The sequence below is a fragment of the Streptomyces sp. WAC04114 genome (genome assembly GCF_019733245.1).
GTDB lineage: Bacteria > Actinomycetota > Actinomycetes > Streptomycetales > Streptomycetaceae > Streptomyces > Streptomyces massasporeus_A.
This window is the reverse complement of record NZ_JAIGQA010000167.1, coordinates 1-17,887: the sequence shown is the minus strand read 5'-3', so window position 1 is coordinate 17,887 and position 17,887 is coordinate 1. Positions and strand designations below refer to the sequence as shown.

Here is a 17,887-nt window from a genome sequence, read left to right as displayed (position 1 = left end):
CTTCGGGAGGACCCGGATTCATGCCTCGGGTCAGGCGCCCCCGCCCGGCGCCCACCCCTGTCTGCGCAGTACCCCCGGCACATCCGGCGCCTCGTAGTGCTCCCCCTTGAGGACCTTTCCGTCCTCACGGCGGGAGACCGAGCCGTCGGGGCCGATCTTCGTCATGTTGGAGCGGTGGACCTCGGCGAGCACCGCGTCCAGGTCGATGCCGTGCACCAGGGCCGTGCCGTAGGCGACGTAGACCACGTCCGCCAGCTCATGGGCGAGCCGGTCCAGCGGGCCCCGCACCGACACCTCGGCCACCTCAGCGGCCTCCTCCGCGAGAAGCTCGCCCCGGTGAGCGGCGAGTTCCGGGGAGACCTCCGTCGGCGTACTGCGGGCGTCCAGGCCGAAGGCGCGGTGGAATTCACGGACGAGGTCGGCGGGCGAAGAGCTCATGAGGGCGACTGTAGTGGCGGCCACTGACACTCCCCCGCCCTCACCCTGTGACCCCTGCCCTGGTCAGAGGGGCACCCCGGCTGGCAGGATCGCCCGCATGTCCAGAACGCTCCCCCCTATCGGCAGGCGCGGGGCCGTGCAGGGCGGCACCGCCGCCCTCGTGGTCCTCGGCCTGCTGCTGTGGTGGCTGCGTCCCTGGGCCGAGGAGCCGCCGAGCGGGACCATCACGTTCAGTACGGGCACCCGCGCCGGGGTCTACCACGAGTACGGGGAACTCCTGCGCACCGAGATCGACAAGGACATGCCCGACCTCGGTGTGCGGCTGATGACCAGCGCCGGCTCACAGGAGAACGTCGCCGACGTGGCGACCGGCGAGGCCGACTTCGCCATCGCCGCGGCCGACGCGATCGCCACGTACAAGCTCGACAACGCCCCGGGCGCCGACCGGCTGCGCGGCCTCGCCCGCCTCTACGACGACTACGTCCAGCTCGTCGTACCGCCGGACTCGGACATCCGCTCCGTCTCCGACCTGCGGGGCAAGCGCGTGGCCATAGGGCTGCCCAACTCCGGCGTGCGGCTGATAGCCAACGGTGTGCTCAGGGCCGCCGGCATCGACCCGGAGAAGGACATCCAGCCGTCCTCGGACGGCATCGACACTGGGCCCAAGCGGCTGGGGCACGGCCTCGACGCGTTCTTCTGGTCGGGCGGGTTGCCCACGGACGGGCTGAGCCGGCCGGCCAAGAAGTCGGCATCGGCGTTCCGGTTCGTGCCGATCGACGCAAGGCTCGTGGCCAAGCTGCACGACCAGGGCGGCGCCACGCGCTACTACCGTGCCACCAAGATGCCGGAGTCGGCCTACCCCACCATCCAGCGCGGTCAGGCGGTGCCGACCCTGGCGGTGTCCAACGTGCTGCTCACCCGCAGCGACATGGACCCCCGGCTCACCGAGTGGCTGACCCGCACGGTGCTCGACAGCCGGGACCTGATCGGCGCGACGGTCCACTCGGCCCAGCTGGTCGACGTCCGTACCGCGATCTACACCGACCCGCTGCAGCTGCACGCCGGCGCCCAGCGCTACTACCAGTCGGTCAAGCCTTAGCGCCCCCAGCCCTCTTGCGGTCGGCTGTCGTCAAGCCGTGACGCCGCAGCCCTCATGCCGTCGGCTGTCGTCAAACCGTCGGCGCCGACCTCGGCACCGCCACCGTGACCTTCAGTCCGTGCGGCTCGTGACGGTCGTAGGCGATCGAACCGCCGCCCGCCGCGAGCAGCGCCCGCGAGATGGACAGCCCGAGGCCCGAGCCCTTGATGTTCTGATGCCGGCCGCTGCGCCAGAAGCGGTCGCCGACGCGGGCCAGCTCCTCGTCGGTGAGGCCCGGGCCCTGGTCGGTGACGACGACGGTGGAGGTGTCGCCGTGGGAGGCGACGGTCACCTCGACGGTCCGGTCCTCGGGCGTGAACTTCACCGCGTTGTCGATGACCGCGTCCAGCGCGCTGGACAGCGCGACCGGGTCCGCCCACGCGGTCGTCGGCGGGCAGTCCCCCACCAGGCGCACCCCCTTGGCCTCGGCGGTCGGGGCCCAGGCCGCGAGGCGTTCCGCGGCCAGCTCGCCGATGTCGGTGATCTTCAGATCCGCCTCGGTGTGCTCGGCCAGGGCCAGGTCGAGCAGGTCGTCCAGGACCTGCGCGAGGCGCTTGCCCTCGGCCTGGACCGAGGCGATCTCCTTGTTGCCCTCGGGCAGCTCGAAGGAGAGCAGCTCGATGCGCAGCAGCAGCGCCGCGAGGGGGTTGCGCAACTGGTGCGAGGCGTCGGCGACGAAGGCGCGCTGCTGCTCCAGCACATCCTCGACGTTGTCCGCCATCTCGTTGAACGACCGGGCCAGACGCTGGAGTTCCGGCGGCCCGCCGGCGGCGGCCACCCGTGACTTGAGCCGCCCGGTGGCGATGTCGTGGGTGGTGGCGTCCAGCACGCGTACGGGCTTGAGCACCCAGCCCGTCAGCCGCAGGGCGGCACCGACGGCCAGCAGCATCGCGGCGAACTCCCCCGCGCCGATGACCAGCCAGCCGTGCAGTGTGCGGGAGCGCAGCTGTCCGGTGGGCGAATCGGTGACGACGACCGCGACGACGTCACCGTCCCGGATGACCGGCGAGGCGACCACGAGGTTGCGGCGCTGCCAGGGCCACACCTGCTGCGGGTCGTGGCTGCGGCGGCTGAGCAGGGCCTCGTCGAATGCGTCCCGTACCTCGCCCTCCTTCGGCAGCGACCACTTGGCCGGGGCGTGGGCCATGGCGCTGCCGCTGCGGTAGAAGACCCCGGACCGGATGCCGTAGACGTCGTAGTAGCTGGTCAGCTCGCTGCTGAGGGTGGCGAGGCGCTCGTTTTCGAACGCGCCCTCGGTCCCGTCGGGCGAGTCGGTGACGAACTGTGCGAGGGCGGCGAAGCGCGCCGTGTCGTCGATCCGGTCGACGACGACCTTCTGCTGCTGCGCCCCGGCGAGGCTCACGGCGAGCGGGACGCCGAGCGCGAGCAGTACGGCCGCCATCAGGATGATGAGCAGCGGGAGCAGACGAGTGCGCACCCGGCCCCGCTAACCGGCAGGCGCGACGAGCCGGTATCCGACTCCGCGTACGGTCTCGATGAGGGCCGGCATGCGCAGCTTGGCGCGCAGGGACGCCACATGCACCTCAAGGGTCCGCCCGGTCCCCTCCCAGCTGGTCTGCCACACCTCACTGATGATCTGCTCCCGGCGGAAGACCACCCCGGGCCGCTGCGCGAGCAGGGCCAGCAGGTCGAACTCCTTGCGGGTCAGCTGGATCACCGAGCCGTCCACGCTGACCCGGCGGTTGGGCAGCTCGATGTGCACCGGGCCGAGCCGCAGCTCGGTCTCGATGCCGCTGGAGGTGTCCTCGTGGGAGGTGCGCCGGCTCACGGCGTGGATCCGGGCGAGCAGCTCCCCGGTGTCGTAGGGCTTCACCACGTAGTCGTCGGCGCCGAGGTTGAGGCCGTGGATACGGGAGCGCACGTCGGAGCGGGCGGTCACCATGATCACCGGGGTGCTGGTCCGCTTGCGGATCTTGCCGCAGACCTCGTATCCGTCCTGGTCGGGCAGGCCCAGGTCGAGGAGGACGACGCCGAAGCAGTCGCTCTCGGGAACGAGGGCCTGGAGGGCCTCCTCACCGCTGCGCGCGTGTGTGACGTCGAACCCGTGCCGCGCCAGAACCGCCGACAGGGCGGCGGCGACGTGGTTGTCGTCCTCGACGAGCAGCAGTCTCATCCGGGCCCCCTTCGGTTCACTGGCCGTACGATCTAGGTGTGTAAAAAGCGTGCACGCGCGCGCGTGCACCTTGTGCAGTCACGCTGATGGATGAGGACGGCGTCAAGAGGGTTCCGGTTGCGGAGCGCTTCCGTTACCCGGCCGATATGAGCGCTGCTCATAAGTGCTACGACACGTGTCCGATTGCTATCGGATCGTGATGCTCAGATTCCCCTCAGATGTAATGACGCAGGTCGTAGAGGGTAACTACTGTCCTCCGAAACCGAGGAGGACGGAGCCTGAGAGCGATGACCGAAGTATCGGTGGCCAAGGAAGATGTGGCCGCGACCGGAGAACTGGTCGTCCTGAAGAGCGTCAACAAGCACTTCGGCGCGTTGCACGTACTCCAGGACATCGACCTGACGATCGCCCGCGGTGAAGTCGTCGTGGTCATCGGGCCCTCCGGGTCCGGCAAGTCCACCCTGTGCCGCACCATCAACCGCCTGGAGACGACCGACTCCGGCACGATCACGATCGACGGCAAGCCCCTGCCCGCCGAGGGCAAGGAGCTGGCCAAGCTCCGCGCCGATGTCGGCATGGTCTTCCAGTCCTTCAACCTCTTCGCGCACAAGACCGTGCTCGAGAACGTGATGCTCGGCCAGATCAAGGTCCGCAAGAAGGACAAGAAGGCGGCCGAGGAGCGGGCCCGCGCCCTGCTCGACCGGGTCGGAGTGGGTGCGCAGGCCGAGAAGTACCCGGCGCAGCTCTCCGGCGGCCAGCAGCAGCGTGTCGCGATCGCCCGGGCGCTGGCCATGGAGCCCAAGGTGATGCTCTTCGACGAGCCGACCTCCGCGCTCGACCCCGAGATGATCAACGAGGTGCTGGAGGTCATGCAGCAACTCGCCCGCGACGGCATGACCATGATCGTCGTCACCCATGAGATGGGTTTCGCACGATCGGCCGCAAACCGCGTGGTGTTCATGGCAGACGGCCGAATCGTCGAGGAGGCTGCGCCCGACCAGTTCTTCAGCAATCCGCGCAGCGACCGTGCCAAGGACTTCCTGTCGAAGATCCTGCACCACTGACGGCGCGGGTCGCGCTTCCACGCGCCCCCGTGTCGCCCACCCCTTGAGGGCCCGCATCTCTTCACCAGTCAAAGGAAGTTCATCATGAAGCTCCGCAAGGTCACCGCCGCCTCGGCCACCGTCTTCGCTCTCGCCCTCACCGCCACCGCGTGTGGCGGCGACAACAGCTCGGGCGGCGACTCCGGTTCCGACGGCGGCGGCAAGACGATCACGGTCGGCATCAAGTTCGACCAGCCCGGCCTCGGCCAGAAGACGCCGCAGGGTTACGCCGGCTTCGACGTCGATGTCGCCACGTACGTCGCGAAGAAGCTCGGTTACAACGAGGACCAGATCGAGTGGAAGGAAGCGAAGAGCGCCGACCGCGAGACCATGCTCCAGCGTGGTGACGTCGACTTCATTGCGGCGACCTACTCGATCACCCCCGAGCGCCAGGAGAAGGTCGACTTCGCCGGCCCTTACCTGCTGGCCCACCAGGATGTTCTGGTTCGTGCGGACGACAACAAGATCAAGTCGCCGAAGGACCTGAACAACGCCAAGCTCTGCTCGGTCACAGGCTCCACCTCGGCGCAGAACGTCAAGGAAAAGCTGGCCCCCAAGGCGCAACTGCAGCCGTACCCGACGTACTCCGCCTGCCTCCCCGGTCTGCAGAACGGTGCCGTCGACGCGCTGACCACCGACGACTCGATCCTCGCCGGTTACGCCGCCCAGTCGCAGTTCAAGGGCAAGTTCAAGCTCGGCGGCTTCAAGCTGACCAACGAGAACTATGGCATCGGCGTCAAGAAGGGCAGCGACCTCAAGGACAAGATCAACGAGGCTCTTGAGGCCATGGTCGCCGACAAGGCCTGGCAGAAGGCCGTTGACGAGAACCTCGGCCCGGCCAACTACAAGAACGAGCCGGCGCCGAAGATCGGCGAGATCAAGAGCTGAAGCAGCGCCTGACAGGGTGCGCCGCCCACCGGAAGGGGCGGCGCACCGGCGTGGGCATCCCTACACGCGGAAGCACGGGAGATCGTGTTCGACTTTCTTGAGGATTACGACCTGCTGGGAGCCTTCTGGACGACAGTGCAGCTCGCTGTGCTCTCCGCCGTCGGCTCCCTGATCTGGGGCACCCTGCTGGCCGCCATGCGCGTCGGCCCGGTGCCGCTGATGCGCGCCTTCGGGACCGCGTACGTGAACATCGTGCGGAACATCCCGTTGACCGTCATCATCCTGTTCACGTCGCTGGGCCTGAACCAGACGTTGGGAGTCTCCCTCGGCGCGAACGACGTCGAGACGATCAACTTCCGGCTCGCCGTCCTGGGCCTCATTCTCTACACCTCGTCCTTCGTGTGCGAGGCGCTGCGCTCCGGCATCAACACGGTGCCGGTCGGGCAGGCCGAGGCCGCCCGCGCGATCGGCCTCAGCTTCAACCAGGTGCTGGGTCTGGTCGTGCTGCCCCAGGCGTTCCGGTCCTCCGTCGTGCCGCTGGCGAATGTGCTGATCGCCCTCATCAAGAACACCACGGTGGCCGCCGCCATCGGTGTCGCCGAAGCGGCAGTACTGATGAAGGAGATGATCGAGAACGAGGCGCAGCTGCTGCTGATCTCCGCGATCATCGCGTTCGGTTTCGTGGTCCTGACGCTGCCGACCGGCCTGATCCTCGGCTGGGTGGGCAAGAAGGTGGCGGTGAAGCGATGAGCTCCGTTCTGTACGACGCGCAGGGGCCTCGCGCCAAGCGCCGCAACGCCGTCCTCACGGTGGTCTTCCTGGTCGCCGTCGCCGCTCTGCTGTGGTGGGTGTTCGGAACCCTCGAGGACAAGGGCCAGCTGGAGTGGGCCTTGTGGGAGCCGTTCTTCCACTCCGAGGCCTGGACCACGTACATCCTGCCGGGCCTGCAGAACACCTTGAAGGCCGCCGCCCTGGCTGTGATCATCGCGATGCCGCTCGGCGCGGTTCTCGGCATCGCCCGCCTGTCGGACCACGCATGGGTCCGGGTGCCCGCCGCAGTCGTGGTGGAGTTCTTCCGCTCCATCCCCGTGCTGGTGCTGATGATCTTTGGCCTCGCGCTGTTCGCCGAATACACCAACGTCAGCTCCGACGACCGTCCGCTGTACGCGGTCGTGACCGGCCTGGTGCTGTACAACGCCTCCGTCCTGGCGGAGATCGTCCGGGCGGGCATCTTGTCCCTGCCCAAGGGCCAGTCCGAGGCGGCGATGGCGATCGGCCTGCGCAAGGGCCAGCTGATGCGCCTGGTCCTGCTGCCTCAGGCCGTCACCGCGATGCTCCCGGCCATCGTGAGTCAGCTCGTCGTGATCGTGAAGGACACCGCGCTCGGCGGCGCCGTCCTCACCTACTCCGAGCTGCTCTCCGCGGCGAACACCATGAGCGGCTACTACGGCGCGAACGTCATCGCCAGCTTCACGGTCGTGGCCCTCATCTTCATCGCGCTCAACTTCGCCCTCACCTCGTTCGCGAGCTGGCTGGAGCGCAGGCTGCGGCGCGCCAAGAAGTCGACGGGCGCGGTCGTGGCCGCGGACGACACGCAGATCGCCGGCACCACCGGGACGGGCGGCGGAGGCACCATCTGACCCTCGGTCAACCCATATGACACACTCAGGGGCAGTGGCATGATCGCCACTGCCCCTCGTCACTTGACGCAAGCACCGGCAATGGGTTGCATACGTTCTGTGATCGTGCACCCTGCTCCAACTTCCTGTTCACCTACGTCTCTCAGGACACCACCGCGGGCAGGGGGCGCCTCGCCGTGGACCCGGTGATCATCGTGGGAGCGGGGCCCGTCGGGCTCACGCTCGCCTTGGCGCTGGCGCGTCAGGAGGTGCCGTGCGTCGTCCTCGACGAGGGCCCGGGCAAGGACGAACCCCGCGCGGCGCGCACCGTCGTCCTGCGCGAGGACACCGCCGCCCTGGTGGAGCGGCTGACCGGCATGTCCCTCGCCGGAGCCGGTGCGCATTGGGCCGGATGGCGGTCGATGCGGCGCAAGCAGGTGATGCGCGAGATCGTCTTCGACGGCGCCGAACCCGCCCCCCTACACATCGCCCAGCACGTGCTGACCGGCGCCCTGCGCGCGGCCCTCGCCGACGAGCGGCTCGTCAAGGTCGCGGTGGAGAGCCGCCTCGACGGCCTCGAACAGGAGTCCTCCGGCGTCACGGCCCACACCCGCGGCCCCAAGGGCACCTGGTGGCGAGGCAGTTACCTGGTGGGTTGCGACGGCCCCCGCTCGACCGTGCGCAAGATCCAGGACATCCGCTTCCCGGGCCGTACGGCGGTGGAACGTCACGCCGTCGCCGCGCTCCGTACGGAACTGCCCTGGCAGGACGAGGCGTTGCTGCACCGCTCGCCGCCCTGGCGCATGTCCGACCCCTCGGCCGGCGAGGTCACCGCGCGCCCGCTGCCGGACGGCGTCTGGCGCCTGGACTGGCTGCTGCCGCCCGGCAAGGACCTGGTCACCCCCGAGCTGCTGCTCACTCGCATCCGGGAGACCCTGGCCGGCTGGGCGGGCGGCACGGCAGCGCCGTACGAGCTGCTGGACACCGGTGTCCACACCGTCCACCACCGGCTGGCACGCCGCTGGCGCGCCGACCGCGTGTTCCTCGCCGGGGACGCGGCCCACCTGCTCGGCGCGCTGGGCACACACGGTCTGGACGAGGGACTGCGGGACGCCGACAACCTCGCCTGGAAACTGGCCCTGGCCTGGCACCACGGGCCGCACGAGGCTCTCCTCGACAGCTACCAGACGGAACGCCGTGCGGTCGTCGCCGCCCGGCTGCGCGCCGCCGACCAGGCGCTGCCGCTGCTGCGCGGCGGCGGTGGGCTGCGCTCCGTCGTGCCCGGCTCGTCCCGGGGCCACGACGCTCTCCTCACGGAGGGTCACTTGGGGCAGGGCCAGCTCGGCGCGCCGGGGGCGTACGCCGACTCGCCGCTCGCACCCCAACGCCTCGAGGGGGAGGTGCCGGTCGGCACACCGCTCGGCACACCGGTCACCGATGTACGGGTCACCGCGGAGGACGGCACCTTCGTACGACTGCGGGACCGGCTCGGCCGCGGTGCGCTGCTCGTGGTGCTGATCGCACCGGGCACGGGCGTCTGGGAGCGCAAGCACTGGGTCAGCGCGGGCATCATGCCGCAGCTCGCGGCGGCGGTCACGGCTCTGCCGCACCACGCTGAGCTGCTCGTCGCCGAGAGGTATCCGGGTGCGGCCGCGCACACGGTGCTGCTGGTGCGCCCCGATGGGCACCTCGTGACCGCCCTGAGCGGGGTGCGCCCGGCCGATCTGTACGCCGCGGCGGAGGCGGCGGTCGGCGGGCCGGTGAAAGCGCAGGCGGAGGCCGGTGCTTCGGCCGGTTCGCGCTGAGGTCGGCGCCGGAGTGATGTGCTCACTGTCACGGTGCGTCCGCATGGTGACAGTGAGTTGACCCGCCCGGGCCGCCATGGTGTACTCCGGTGCGTGACCGACACCTGTGTGCGCCTGTGGCGGAGGGTCCATATGGACCTCCTCCGCTATGCGGGCTGCGTGTGTCGCCCGTCCTGCTGACTTCGCATTCCCCTCCCTTGTGCGCGCGCCGCGCCCTGTCTGCCGGCTGCCGCGCCTTGCTCGCGAACCCTCACCAGGACCTTCAGGACGGCACCCGTGTCTGTATCCCCTTCTGCGACCGCTTCGGTCTCGGTCGGTCCGGCTCCCACCCAGGCCGACCTCTACGCCTTCGTGCGGCGCACCGCCGCCGACACCGAGCTGATTGAATCCCTGCCACTCGACCCTGAGGGCCGCACATGGGTGCGGCTGGACGGGCCCGGCGGCAGCGAGGCCTGGCTGATCGGCTGGCCGCCCGGCACCGGCACCGGTTGGCACGACCATGCCGACTCGGTCGGCGCCTTCCTGACCGCGTCGGGTGAGCTCAAGGAGAACTCCCTCGCCGCGCGGCTGCCCACCGACGGCTGGAAGACCCTGGAACTCGCCGGGGACGTGGACCGGGAACGCCGGCTGCGGACCGGTCAGGGCCGCGCCTTCGGCCGGCACCACGTCCACGAGGTGCTCAACGAGTCGCCCGACCGGCACGCGATCTCCGTCCACGCCTACTACCCGCCCCTGCCGCGGATCCGCCGCTACAGCCGCAGCGGCCCGGTCCTGCGGCTCGAGCAGGTCGAACGACCGGAGGACTGGCAGTGAGCACCACACCCGGGCCGGCAGGCAGCGCCCCTCGATCCCCCGTCGGCATCGACGAGTTGCTGGAGCGTGTACGGGCGGGCTACGAGCGGGTCGAAGCGCGGGAGGCGTATGAGGCTGCCCAGGCCGGCGATGCCCTCCTGGTCGACATCCGCTACGCCGCCCTGCGTGAACGGGACGGCCTCATCCCGGGCGCCCACGTCGTCGAGCGCAACGAACTGGAGTGGCGCCTCGACCCCCAGGGCAGCCACCACCTCCCCGAGGTGACGAGCCACGCCCTGCGCGTCGTCGTGATCTGCAACGAGGGCTACGCCTCCAGCCTGGCGGCCCAGTCCTTGCACCAGCTGGGCCTGCACCGGGCCACGGACCTGGTCGGAGGATTCCAGGCTTGGCGCGGGGCGGGGTTGCCGGTGGAGTGAGCTCCGGGTGGCTTGCGGGTGGCTTGCGCACCCCTCAGAAGCCCTCCTCCCCGAGAAACTCCGTGTCCTCCCCTTCCTCCTCCAGCGCTTGCCGCACCACCCTCAGAGCCATGCCTTCGGGGTAGCCCTTGCGGGCGAGCATGCCCGCGAGGCGCCGGAGGCGTTTGTCGCGGTCGAGTCCGCGGGTGGAGCGGAGCTTGCGTGCGACGAGCTCACGCGCGGTCTCCTCTTCCTGCTCGGAGTCGAGCTGGGAGACGGCCTCGTCGATCAGCGTGGAGTCGACGCCCTTGGTGCGTAGCTCCCGGGCGAGCGCGCGCCGGGCCAGCCCTCTGCCGTGGTGGCGGGACTCCACCCAGGCGTCCGCGAACGCGCCGTCGTTGATGAGGCCGACCTCTTCGAACCGCGACAGCACCTCCTCGGCGGCGTCGTCCGGGATCTGCCGCTTGCGCAGGGCGTCGGCGAGCTGCTTGCGGGTCCGCGGGGTCCCGGTGAGCAGGCGCAGGCAGATCGCCCGAGCCCGCTCGACCGGGTCCCCTGGAGGTGCCTCCTGCTCGGCCCTCGACGAGGAGGGGGCGCCTCCGTCCTCGGTGTCAGCCGCCGCCTCGCCGAAGCCACGCCGACGACGACCGCGCCTGCCGCGCGGCCCGCCGTCACGCGAGCCGCCGCTGGATGAGCCGCCCCCGCGCGGCCCCGGGTCGCCCCCGTCCTCGTACCCGTACAGCCCGTCGTCCTCGAACGGCACGCCCCCGGGGCCTTCCCTCCCGTCCACGGCTGAGCCGGTGTCGCCTCCGGTGCCCCTCCCCCGTGGGGCACCGGAGGCGGTGTACTCGTACTCCGCCCAGTCGGTTCGCCGTGTCACGGGTCAGCTCTTGGCTGCGGCGGCCTTGGACTTGGCGGTCTTGGCCGCTGCCGGGGCGGGGACGGCCGGGGCCGCGTCGGCCGGTGCGGAGACCGCGGCGTCCGTGCCCGGTTCGGTGGCCGGCTCCTCGGGACGCACACCGACGCCCAGCTTCTCCTTGATCTTCTTCTCGATCTCGTTGGCCAGGTCGGGGTTGTCCTTCAGGAAGTTGCGCGCGTTCTCCTTGCCCTGGCCGAGCTGGTCGCCCTCGTACGTGTACCAGGCGCCGGCCTTGCGGACGAAGCCGTGCTCCACGCCCATGTCGATCAGGCCGCCCTCGCGGCTGATGCCCTGGCCGTAGAGGATGTCGAACTCGGCCTGCTTGAAGGGCGGCGCGACCTTGTTCTTGACGACCTTGCAGCGGGTGCGGTTACCGACCGCCTCCGTGCCGTCCTTCAGGGTCTCGATGCGGCGGATGTCGATGCGCACCGAGGCGTAGAACTTCAGCGCCCGGCCACCGGTCGTGGTCTCCGGGGAGCCGAACATCACGCCGATCTTCTCGCGGAGCTGGTTGATGAAGATCGCGGTGGTCTTGGACTGGTTGAGCGCGCTGGTGATCTTCCGCAGGGCCTGGCTCATCAGACGGGCCTGCAGACCGACGTGGCTGTCGCCCATCTCGCCCTCGATCTCCGCGCGCGGGACGAGCGCGGCGACGGAGTCGATGACGATGAGGTCGAGGGCGCCGGAGCGGACCAGCATGTCCACGATCTCCAGGGCCTGCTCGCCGTTGTCCGGCTGGGAGAGGATGAGGTTGTCGATGTCGACGCCGAGCTTCTTCGCGTACTCGGGGTCGAGGGCGTGCTCCGCGTCGACGAAGGCGACCTGGCCTCCGGCCTTCTGCGCGTTCGCCACCGCGTGCAGGGTCAGGGTGGTCTTACCGGAGGATTCCGGTCCGTAGACCTCGACGACACGGCCGCGCGGCAGGCCGCCCACGCCGAGGGCCACGTCCAGGGCGGTGGACCCGGTCGGGATGACCTCGATGGGCTCGTTGACCCGGTCGCCCATGCGCATGACCGCGCCCTTGCCGAATTGCCGTTCAATCTGTGCGAGCGCGGCATCCAGGGCCTTCTCGCGGTCGGTTCCTGCCATGGGTTCCACCCGATTTGCTTGAGTCGATCGCTTCACGTCAAAGACGCTAACGCCTGCCACTGACAACGCGCCCCGACGCACGTCCGGCCTGTGGATAACTCGGGCATTTCTCTACCCAAAGTACGTCGAAATGCCCTTCGTTGAGCTTCGCCGGTGCCTCCATGAGAATGGATGTTCGATTTTGGTGTCAAGCGCACCACGTGGCACCGCCTACCCTGATCGCGACGGCGCGCACTCAGGGGGAGAGACGGATGTGTCGGATCACCACGGCGGGCAAGGAAGCCGCAGTCGCGCGGTTCCTCCAGGAGTTCCCGCGGGCCCCGCAGGCCGGACTGGACCACCCCGCGCTGCGCGGCTGCGACGACATCGCCTGGGCCGACTTCCCCGAGTGCCCCGCCGGGGTCCCGGCCCTCCTGCGCGGCCTGCTCGATCCGGCCGCTGCTCGGGAGGCCGAGCGGGTGCTCTGCATCGTCCTGATGGACAGCCCCTTCAGCATGGGCCCGGCCATGCCCGCGGCGCTGCCGTTCCTGCTCCGTCTCGCCGCGGACCCGGCGGTGCCGGTGCGGGCCGAGCTGGTCGAGATCCTGCTGGTCGTCGCGGAGCTCTCACATCCCGTCGACGGAAGCAGTGAGCAGGCGATCCGGTTCCTGGGCAGCGACAGCGACCACCCGGAGCGCGCACGATGCCGGGCCGTCTTCGCCGAGCATGCCGACCTGGTGCTCGGGCTGCTGGACGACCGGACGCTGCCGGACGGGTTCATCCCACCCGACGAGCGGGCGAGCCTGCTGAAGGTGGCGACGCCGTAGGAGCCTGACGGTCGGGCCGGCCCCTCGGCCGGGCTTCTCAGCTCCGCCCTCTCAACTCCGGTCTCTCAAGAGGAGTTCTCCCCGGACCCGGAGCCCCTGTGTCCGGGTCGTTCCGCTCCCTGACGCCGTGCCCACACCGCCCTCGCACGCGTGAGCAGGCCCGGTCCCTCTCCCCGTCGGTGGTGGCCGTGCACTCGGGGGTCGTCCGTGACGTCGTAGCGCTTCACGTACGCCCCGAGGAACGCCTGGAGCGTGGCGACGGCGGGGATGGCGATCAGCGCGCCGACGGCGCCGAGGAGGGCGGTGCCGGCGATGACCGAGCCGAAGGCGACGGCGGGGTGGATGTCGACGGTCTTGGAGGTCAGCTTGGGCTGCAGCACGTAGTTCTCGAACTGCTGGTAGATCACGACGAAGATCAGGACCCAGAGCGCGTACCAGGGATCCACCGTGAACGCGATCAGCATGGGCAGGGCGCCCGCGAGATACGTGCCGATGGTGGGGATGAACTGCGACACCAGTCCCACCCACACGGCGAGCACGGGCGCGTAGGGCACGTCCAGGGCCTGCAACAGGACGAAGTGCGCCACGCCGGAGATCAGTGCCATCAGGCCGCGGGAGTAGATGTAGCCGCCGGTCTTGTTCACGGCGATCTCCCACGCGCGCAGCACCTCGGCCTGGCGGGCGGGCGGCAGGACCGAGCAGATCGCGCGGCGCAGCCGGGGGCCGTCCGCAGCGAAGTAGAACGAGAACAGGGCGATCGTGAGCAGTTGGAAGAGGCCCCCGATGACCTGGGCGGACACGTCCAGGACGCCGGTGGCGCTGTTCTGGACGTAGTTGCGCAGCCAGTCGGAGCGGAGCAGGCCCTCCTGGATGTCGACGCGCTTCAGGTCGGTCTTGAAGTGCGTGTTGATCCAGTTGATGACGGAGTCGAGGTACTCGGGGAAACCCTCGATCAGCTTGATGATCTGGTCCGCGAGGACGGAACCGAGCAGGGTGACGAAGCCGGCCGAGACGACCATCACGCCGATGAAGACGATGAACGCGGCCAGCCCCCTGCGCATGCCGCGTGAGGCCATCCAGCTCACCGCGGGTTCTATGGCGAGCGCCAGGAAGAACGCGATGAGGATGTTGATCAGCAGGCCGGTGACCTGGTGGAAGGCCCAGCTGCCCAGCTGGAACGCGGCGACGAGCGCGAGCGCGAGCACCATGGCGCGCGGCAGCCAGCGCGGCATGCGGCCGTTCGTCCCGGCCCCGCCGACCGGGGGCCGGGCGGGCGACGTCGTGCCGGAAGCGGAGGGCTGCTGGGCTGCCTGCCCGGTCTCGTCAGTGGGTGCCACGGTCCAAGTCTCGCCCACGCCACCGACAGCCGTCTGCCCGGCTGCGATCTTCGTGACCGGGCGACGACGTCCGAGGCCCACCGGCTGGTCGGGGCGGTGGCCGGCAAGGCCATACGGCCCGGTCGGTCACCCTCCGCAAGGTCGGCCGCCGATCAGGTCGGCCGCCACCGAAGCCGTCCGTCCCACCGCCCGGCGATCGCCCCGGCTGATCGGCAACCGTCAGCCGGTCAGCGCCTCTCCCGGGGCACGTCCATCACCGAGCAGACCACCTGCCAGACCTCCTTGGCGTCCCAGCCGGCCGCCAGGGCCTCGTGCACCGTGCGCCCGCCCAGCTCGGACATCACGTGGTCGCGCGCGAACATCTCGGCGTAACCAGGACCGAAGTGCTCCGCCATCCGCTGCCAGAAGACCGTCAACCGCATGAACCCAGTATCCCGCTCCTGGGGGTGGGCCGGGCCGGGACCGCCTGCCGACGCCGCTTCGCGCCCTACGGTCTGACCCATGGCCGAAACAGGAGCTACCGAATTTCCCCCGACGCCCCCGCCGCACAGCCCCGTCACGCGCGCGGAGCGTTTCGTCTGGCTCACCGCGCGCGTGCTCGAGCAGCGCCGCTTCGCCCACCACTTCCGGGGCGCCGCCGCCGACCCGGTGGAGACCGCCCTGGACGCCTACCGCAACGAGGACGGCGGGTACGGCCACGCGCTGGAGCCGGATCTGCGCGGCCCGGTCAGCCAGCCGTTGCACACCGCGCACGCGCTGCGCGTCCTGGACGCGGTCGGACGCTGTGCCGGCCAGCGCGTGGAACGCATGTGCCGCTATCTGACGTCCGTCTCCACCGCGGACGGCGCCCTCCCGGCGATCCACCCCAGTCAGCGCGACTACCCCACGGCCCCCTTCGTGCCGGTGGTGGATGATCCGCCCAGCGACCTCCTGGCCACCGGGCCGGTGGTGGGGCTGCTGAATCGCAACGAGGTGTGGCACGCGTGGCTCTTCCGGGCCACGGACTTCTGCTGGCGGGCGGTCGAGTCCCTGGAGAAGTCGCATCCGTACGAGATCGAGGCCGCCGTGACCTTCCTGGACTCCGCGCCCGATCGCCCGCGCGCGGAGGCGGCCGCCCATCGTCTCGGCCGCCTGGTCCGCGAGCACCGGCTCGCGGCCCTGGATCCCGACCGCCTCGACGCGTATCCGGTGTCCCCCGGCTACGCCCCGGGGGAGCACCACTTCCCGTACGACTACGCGCGGACGCCGAGCTCGCTCGCGCGCGCGTGGTTCACGGACGATGAGATGGCCCGCTCCCTGGACCACCTCGCGGCCCAGCAGCAGGAGGACGGCGGCTGGCCCGTCCGGTGGCGCCATTGGGCCCCTGCCCCCGCCCTGGAGGCGCGCCCGCTCGTGACGATCGAGGCCCTGCGCGTGCTCAGCGCGTACGGCCGCACGGTCGACTGATCATCCCGCCCGCCGACGACTGATCATCCCGCCCCCAGGGCCCGCACTCCCGCGGTCACCACCACAGCCGCGGCGACGACGAGCAGGAAGGGGGCGCGCATCAGCAGCGCCACGGCCGCGGCGGCGAGCCCGGCGGCCCGCGCGTCCAGCACCAGCGTCCGGCCGTCGGCGAAGGTCTGCTGGGCCGTGAGGGCCGCGAGCAGCGCGACGGGCAGCAGCGCGGCGAGACGCTTGACGACGGGCCGCTCCAGGGCCCCTGCGGGCACCAAGAGCCCGGCCAGTTTGACGGCGTAGCAGCCGAGGACGGTCGCCCCGATCGCGATCCAGACGTTCACCGCGCGTCCGCCTGTCCCTCGCGGCGCCGGCCGTCCGCCCACAGCACGGCCGGCGCCGCCAGGGCGGCCAGCAGCACCGGCACCCCGGCGGGCAGCACGGGCAGCAGCCCGAGTCCCAGCAGCACGGCGAGCCCGGCGACGGCCCGCTCGGTGCCGGTCTTCAGCATCGGCGCGAGCAGCGCCAGGAACACCGCGGGCCCGGCGGCGTCCAGCCCCCACGCGTCCGTGTCCCCGATGGCCTCGGCGCCCAGGGCACCGAGCAGCGTGGTGAGGTTCCACAGGAGGTACAGGCTCAGCCCGGTCACGACGAACCCGAGCCGGGCGGTGCGGCGCGTGGGCTGGGCGAGTGCGACGGCGGCCGTCTCGTCGATCACCCACTGGGCGGCGAGCGGCCGCACCGCGCGCGGGAGTGCCAGCAGCTGCGACAGACGCAAGCCGTAGAAGGCGTTCCGCACGCCCAGGAAGAAGGCCCCTGCGGCGGCGGTGAACGGGCTGCCCCCGGCGGCGAGAGCCCCCACCAGGGCGAACTGGGACGCGCCGGTGAACACCAGAAGACTGAGCGCGCACGTCTGAAGCAGCGTGAGCCCGCCGCCGGCCGAGGTCACCCCGAAGGCGAACCCGGACAGCCCGACGGCCACCCCGACCCCCAGGGCGTCGCGTACGACGGCCCGGTCCGCCTTCACACCGATGTCTGCGTCTTCGAGAGCTGTCCGATCTGCCACGCCCGGCACGCTACGGGCCCGGGCTACCGCAGGTCTTGTACGTTCTTGCGCTCCCGCTGGTACGCCCCCGGAGGCACACCGACCATCCGGCTGAAGTGACGGTTGAGGTGGGGCTGGTCGGTGAATCCGACGGTCACGGCGGCCTCGGAGGGAGTCGTCCCGGTGTCCAGCAGTTGTCGCGCCCGGCGTACGCGCGCGTCCGTGAGCCAGGCGTGCGGTGGCATGCCGTAGGTGTCCCGGAAGGCCCGCAGCAGGGCGAACGGGCTGGTCCCGAGATCGGCCGCCAGCCGCTCCAGGGTCGGCGGCCGTGCCATGCGGTCCTCCAGCACGCCACGCGCGCGTGCCGCGATCCGGGCTCCCGCGGTGCGCACCTCCCGCCGCGGCATGGGTCCGCCGTTCAGCCGCAGCAGCCTGGTCACCGCCACCCTCAGCAGGGTGTCCGCGGCCAGCGCGTTGCCCTCGTCGGCGGCCCGCAGCACCTGGTGCACGAGCCCCACGGCGTAGGGGTCGTCCATCACCGGGCTGACGAAGCCCGGCGTCCCGCGCAGCGTCGACGTCTCGGCCGCGATCTCCGCCACCACGTCCGCCGGCGGGTACACGGCTCCGTACCGCCAGCCTTCGGGCACCCCGGCCCGCCCGGTGTGCGGTGTGTCGGGATTCACCAGTGCGAGGGCCCCTGCCCCCGCGTACTGGTCGCCCCCTCCGTGGTGGAAGACCTCCACCCCGTCGGCGATGGCGGCGATCACGAAGTTCTCGTGCGTGTGCCGCACGAACGTCTTGCGCACATACCGGGCCCGCAGCAGATCGACCCCGGGCAGCTCGTCGTACTGCCAGTGCCGTGCGCGCTCGTTCATATGACCATTGTCCGCGGTCGCGGGGCGACAGGACCCACCCCCGAAG

At 70.7% G+C, this 17,887-nt stretch carries 21 protein-coding genes; 11 read left to right on the top strand and 10 right to left on the bottom strand.

Annotated features, from left to right (window positions below; translation table 11 throughout):
• Positions 1-30 precede the first annotated feature (30 nt).
• Positions 31-438: a MazG nucleotide pyrophosphohydrolase domain-containing protein gene (locus K4G64_RS31315; RefSeq protein ID WP_030853323.1), complete on the bottom strand. Its 408-nt coding sequence runs from the start codon at positions 436-438 to the stop codon at positions 31-33.
• Positions 439-535: 97 nt separating this feature from the next.
• Between K4G64_RS31315 and K4G64_RS31310 the strand changes: the two genes are divergently transcribed.
• Positions 536-1,537, top strand: coding sequence for a TAXI family TRAP transporter solute-binding subunit (locus K4G64_RS31310; RefSeq protein WP_221759313.1), 1,002 nt, complete (start codon positions 536-538; stop codon positions 1,535-1,537).
• A 70-nt stretch (positions 1,538-1,607) separates the two neighbouring features.
• On the opposite strand, the gene K4G64_RS31305 is transcribed toward K4G64_RS31310, so the two are convergent.
• Positions 1,608-3,014 (bottom strand): HAMP domain-containing sensor histidine kinase, encoded by a 1,407-nt coding sequence (locus tag K4G64_RS31305; RefSeq protein ID WP_221759312.1) that lies wholly within the window; start codon positions 3,012-3,014, stop codon positions 1,608-1,610.
• Positions 3,015-3,023: 9 nt separating this feature from the next.
• Entirely contained in the window at positions 3,024-3,710 is a 687-nt protein-coding gene (locus tag K4G64_RS31300; RefSeq protein ID WP_031103505.1) for a response regulator transcription factor, read from the bottom strand.
• A 287-nt stretch (positions 3,711-3,997) separates the two neighbouring features.
• On the opposite strand from K4G64_RS31300, the gene K4G64_RS31295 reads away from it, so the two are divergent.
• From K4G64_RS31295 to K4G64_RS31265, 8 genes are all read left to right on the top strand, one after another.
• Positions 3,998-4,774 carry an amino acid ABC transporter ATP-binding protein gene (locus tag K4G64_RS31295; RefSeq protein ID WP_097221293.1) on the top strand — a complete coding sequence of 259 codons (777 nt, stop codon included), beginning with the start codon at positions 3,998-4,000 and terminating at the stop codon, positions 4,772-4,774.
• An 84-nt stretch (positions 4,775-4,858) separates the two neighbouring features.
• Positions 4,859-5,701, top strand: a complete 843-nt coding sequence (locus tag K4G64_RS31290) for a glutamate ABC transporter substrate-binding protein (protein ID WP_221759311.1) — start codon at positions 4,859-4,861, stop codon at positions 5,699-5,701.
• 84 nt (positions 5,702-5,785) lie between these two features.
• Positions 5,786-6,451, top strand: a complete 666-nt coding sequence (locus K4G64_RS31285) for an amino acid ABC transporter permease (RefSeq protein ID WP_161361440.1) — start codon at positions 5,786-5,788, stop codon at positions 6,449-6,451.
• On the top strand, positions 6,448-7,341 hold the full coding sequence (locus K4G64_RS31280; RefSeq protein ID WP_221759310.1) for an amino acid ABC transporter permease: 894 nt from the start codon (positions 6,448-6,450) through the stop codon (positions 7,339-7,341). Before K4G64_RS31285 ends, K4G64_RS31280 begins: the two co-directional genes overlap by 4 nt.
• A 176-nt stretch (positions 7,342-7,517) precedes the next feature.
• Positions 7,518-9,125, top strand: a complete 1,608-nt coding sequence (locus tag K4G64_RS31275; RefSeq protein ID WP_221759309.1) for an FAD-dependent monooxygenase — start codon at positions 7,518-7,520, stop codon at positions 9,123-9,125.
• Between the two features lie 18 nt (positions 9,126-9,143).
• Complete coding sequence (locus tag K4G64_RS41570; RefSeq protein ID WP_374206463.1) at positions 9,144-9,305, top strand: putative leader peptide; 162 nt, start codon at positions 9,144-9,146, stop codon at positions 9,303-9,305.
• A 96-nt stretch (positions 9,306-9,401) separates the two neighbouring features.
• Positions 9,402-9,938 carry a cysteine dioxygenase family protein gene (locus K4G64_RS31270; RefSeq protein ID WP_221759308.1) on the top strand — a complete coding sequence of 179 codons (537 nt, stop codon included), beginning with the start codon at positions 9,402-9,404 and terminating at the stop codon, positions 9,936-9,938.
• Positions 9,935-10,354, top strand: coding sequence for a rhodanese-like domain-containing protein (locus K4G64_RS31265; RefSeq protein ID WP_308122543.1), 420 nt, complete (start codon positions 9,935-9,937; stop codon positions 10,352-10,354). The genes K4G64_RS31270 and K4G64_RS31265 overlap by 4 nt, the downstream gene beginning before the upstream one ends.
• Positions 10,355-10,388: 34 nt before the next feature.
• Here K4G64_RS31265 and recX read toward each other — a convergent pair whose 3' ends face one another.
• Positions 10,389-11,213 carry a recombination regulator RecX gene (recX, locus tag K4G64_RS31260; protein ID WP_221759307.1) on the bottom strand — a complete coding sequence of 275 codons (825 nt, stop codon included), beginning with the start codon at positions 11,211-11,213 and terminating at the stop codon, positions 10,389-10,391.
• 3 nt (positions 11,214-11,216) lie between these two features.
• Positions 11,217-12,341: a recombinase RecA gene (gene recA / locus K4G64_RS31255; protein ID WP_221759306.1), complete on the bottom strand. Its 1,125-nt coding sequence runs from the start codon at positions 12,339-12,341 to the stop codon at positions 11,217-11,219.
• Between the two features lie 251 nt (positions 12,342-12,592).
• On the opposite strand from recA, the gene K4G64_RS31250 reads away from it, so the two are divergent.
• Positions 12,593-13,147, top strand: a complete 555-nt coding sequence (locus tag K4G64_RS31250) for a hypothetical protein (protein ID WP_221759305.1) — start codon at positions 12,593-12,595, stop codon at positions 13,145-13,147.
• A gap of 65 nt (positions 13,148-13,212) precedes the next feature.
• Here K4G64_RS31250 and K4G64_RS31245 read toward each other — a convergent pair whose 3' ends face one another.
• Positions 13,213-14,484 (bottom strand): AI-2E family transporter, encoded by a 1,272-nt coding sequence (locus tag K4G64_RS31245; RefSeq protein WP_221759304.1) that lies wholly within the window; start codon positions 14,482-14,484, stop codon positions 13,213-13,215.
• Positions 14,485-14,711: 227 nt separating this feature from the next.
• The gene (locus tag K4G64_RS31240; protein ID WP_030853368.1) at positions 14,712-14,906 is read right to left on the bottom strand and encodes a DUF3046 domain-containing protein; all 195 of its coding nucleotides are present in this window, start codon (positions 14,904-14,906) and stop codon (positions 14,712-14,714) included.
• A gap of 79 nt (positions 14,907-14,985) precedes the next feature.
• On the opposite strand from K4G64_RS31240, the gene K4G64_RS31235 reads away from it, so the two are divergent.
• Positions 14,986-15,930 (top strand): hypothetical protein, encoded by a 945-nt coding sequence (locus tag K4G64_RS31235; protein WP_221759303.1) that lies wholly within the window; start codon positions 14,986-14,988, stop codon positions 15,928-15,930.
• Positions 15,931-15,953: 23 nt separating this feature from the next.
• On the opposite strand, the gene K4G64_RS31230 is transcribed toward K4G64_RS31235, so the two are convergent.
• The 3 genes from K4G64_RS31230 to K4G64_RS31220 are packed head-to-tail and all read right to left on the bottom strand — an operon-like array spanning position 15,954 to position 17,841.
• Positions 15,954-16,265, bottom strand: coding sequence for an AzlD domain-containing protein (locus K4G64_RS31230; RefSeq protein ID WP_221759302.1), 312 nt, complete (start codon positions 16,263-16,265; stop codon positions 15,954-15,956).
• On the bottom strand, positions 16,262-16,987 hold the full coding sequence (locus K4G64_RS31225) for an AzlC family ABC transporter permease (protein ID WP_221759301.1): 726 nt from the start codon (positions 16,985-16,987) through the stop codon (positions 16,262-16,264). The genes K4G64_RS31230 and K4G64_RS31225 overlap by 4 nt, the downstream gene beginning before the upstream one ends.
• 23 nt (positions 16,988-17,010) lie before the next feature.
• A complete protein-coding gene (locus tag K4G64_RS31220) occupies positions 17,011-17,841 on the bottom strand; it encodes an AraC family transcriptional regulator (protein ID WP_221759300.1) in 831 nt (276 codons plus the stop codon).
• Between the last annotated feature and the right edge of the window lie 46 nt (positions 17,842-17,887).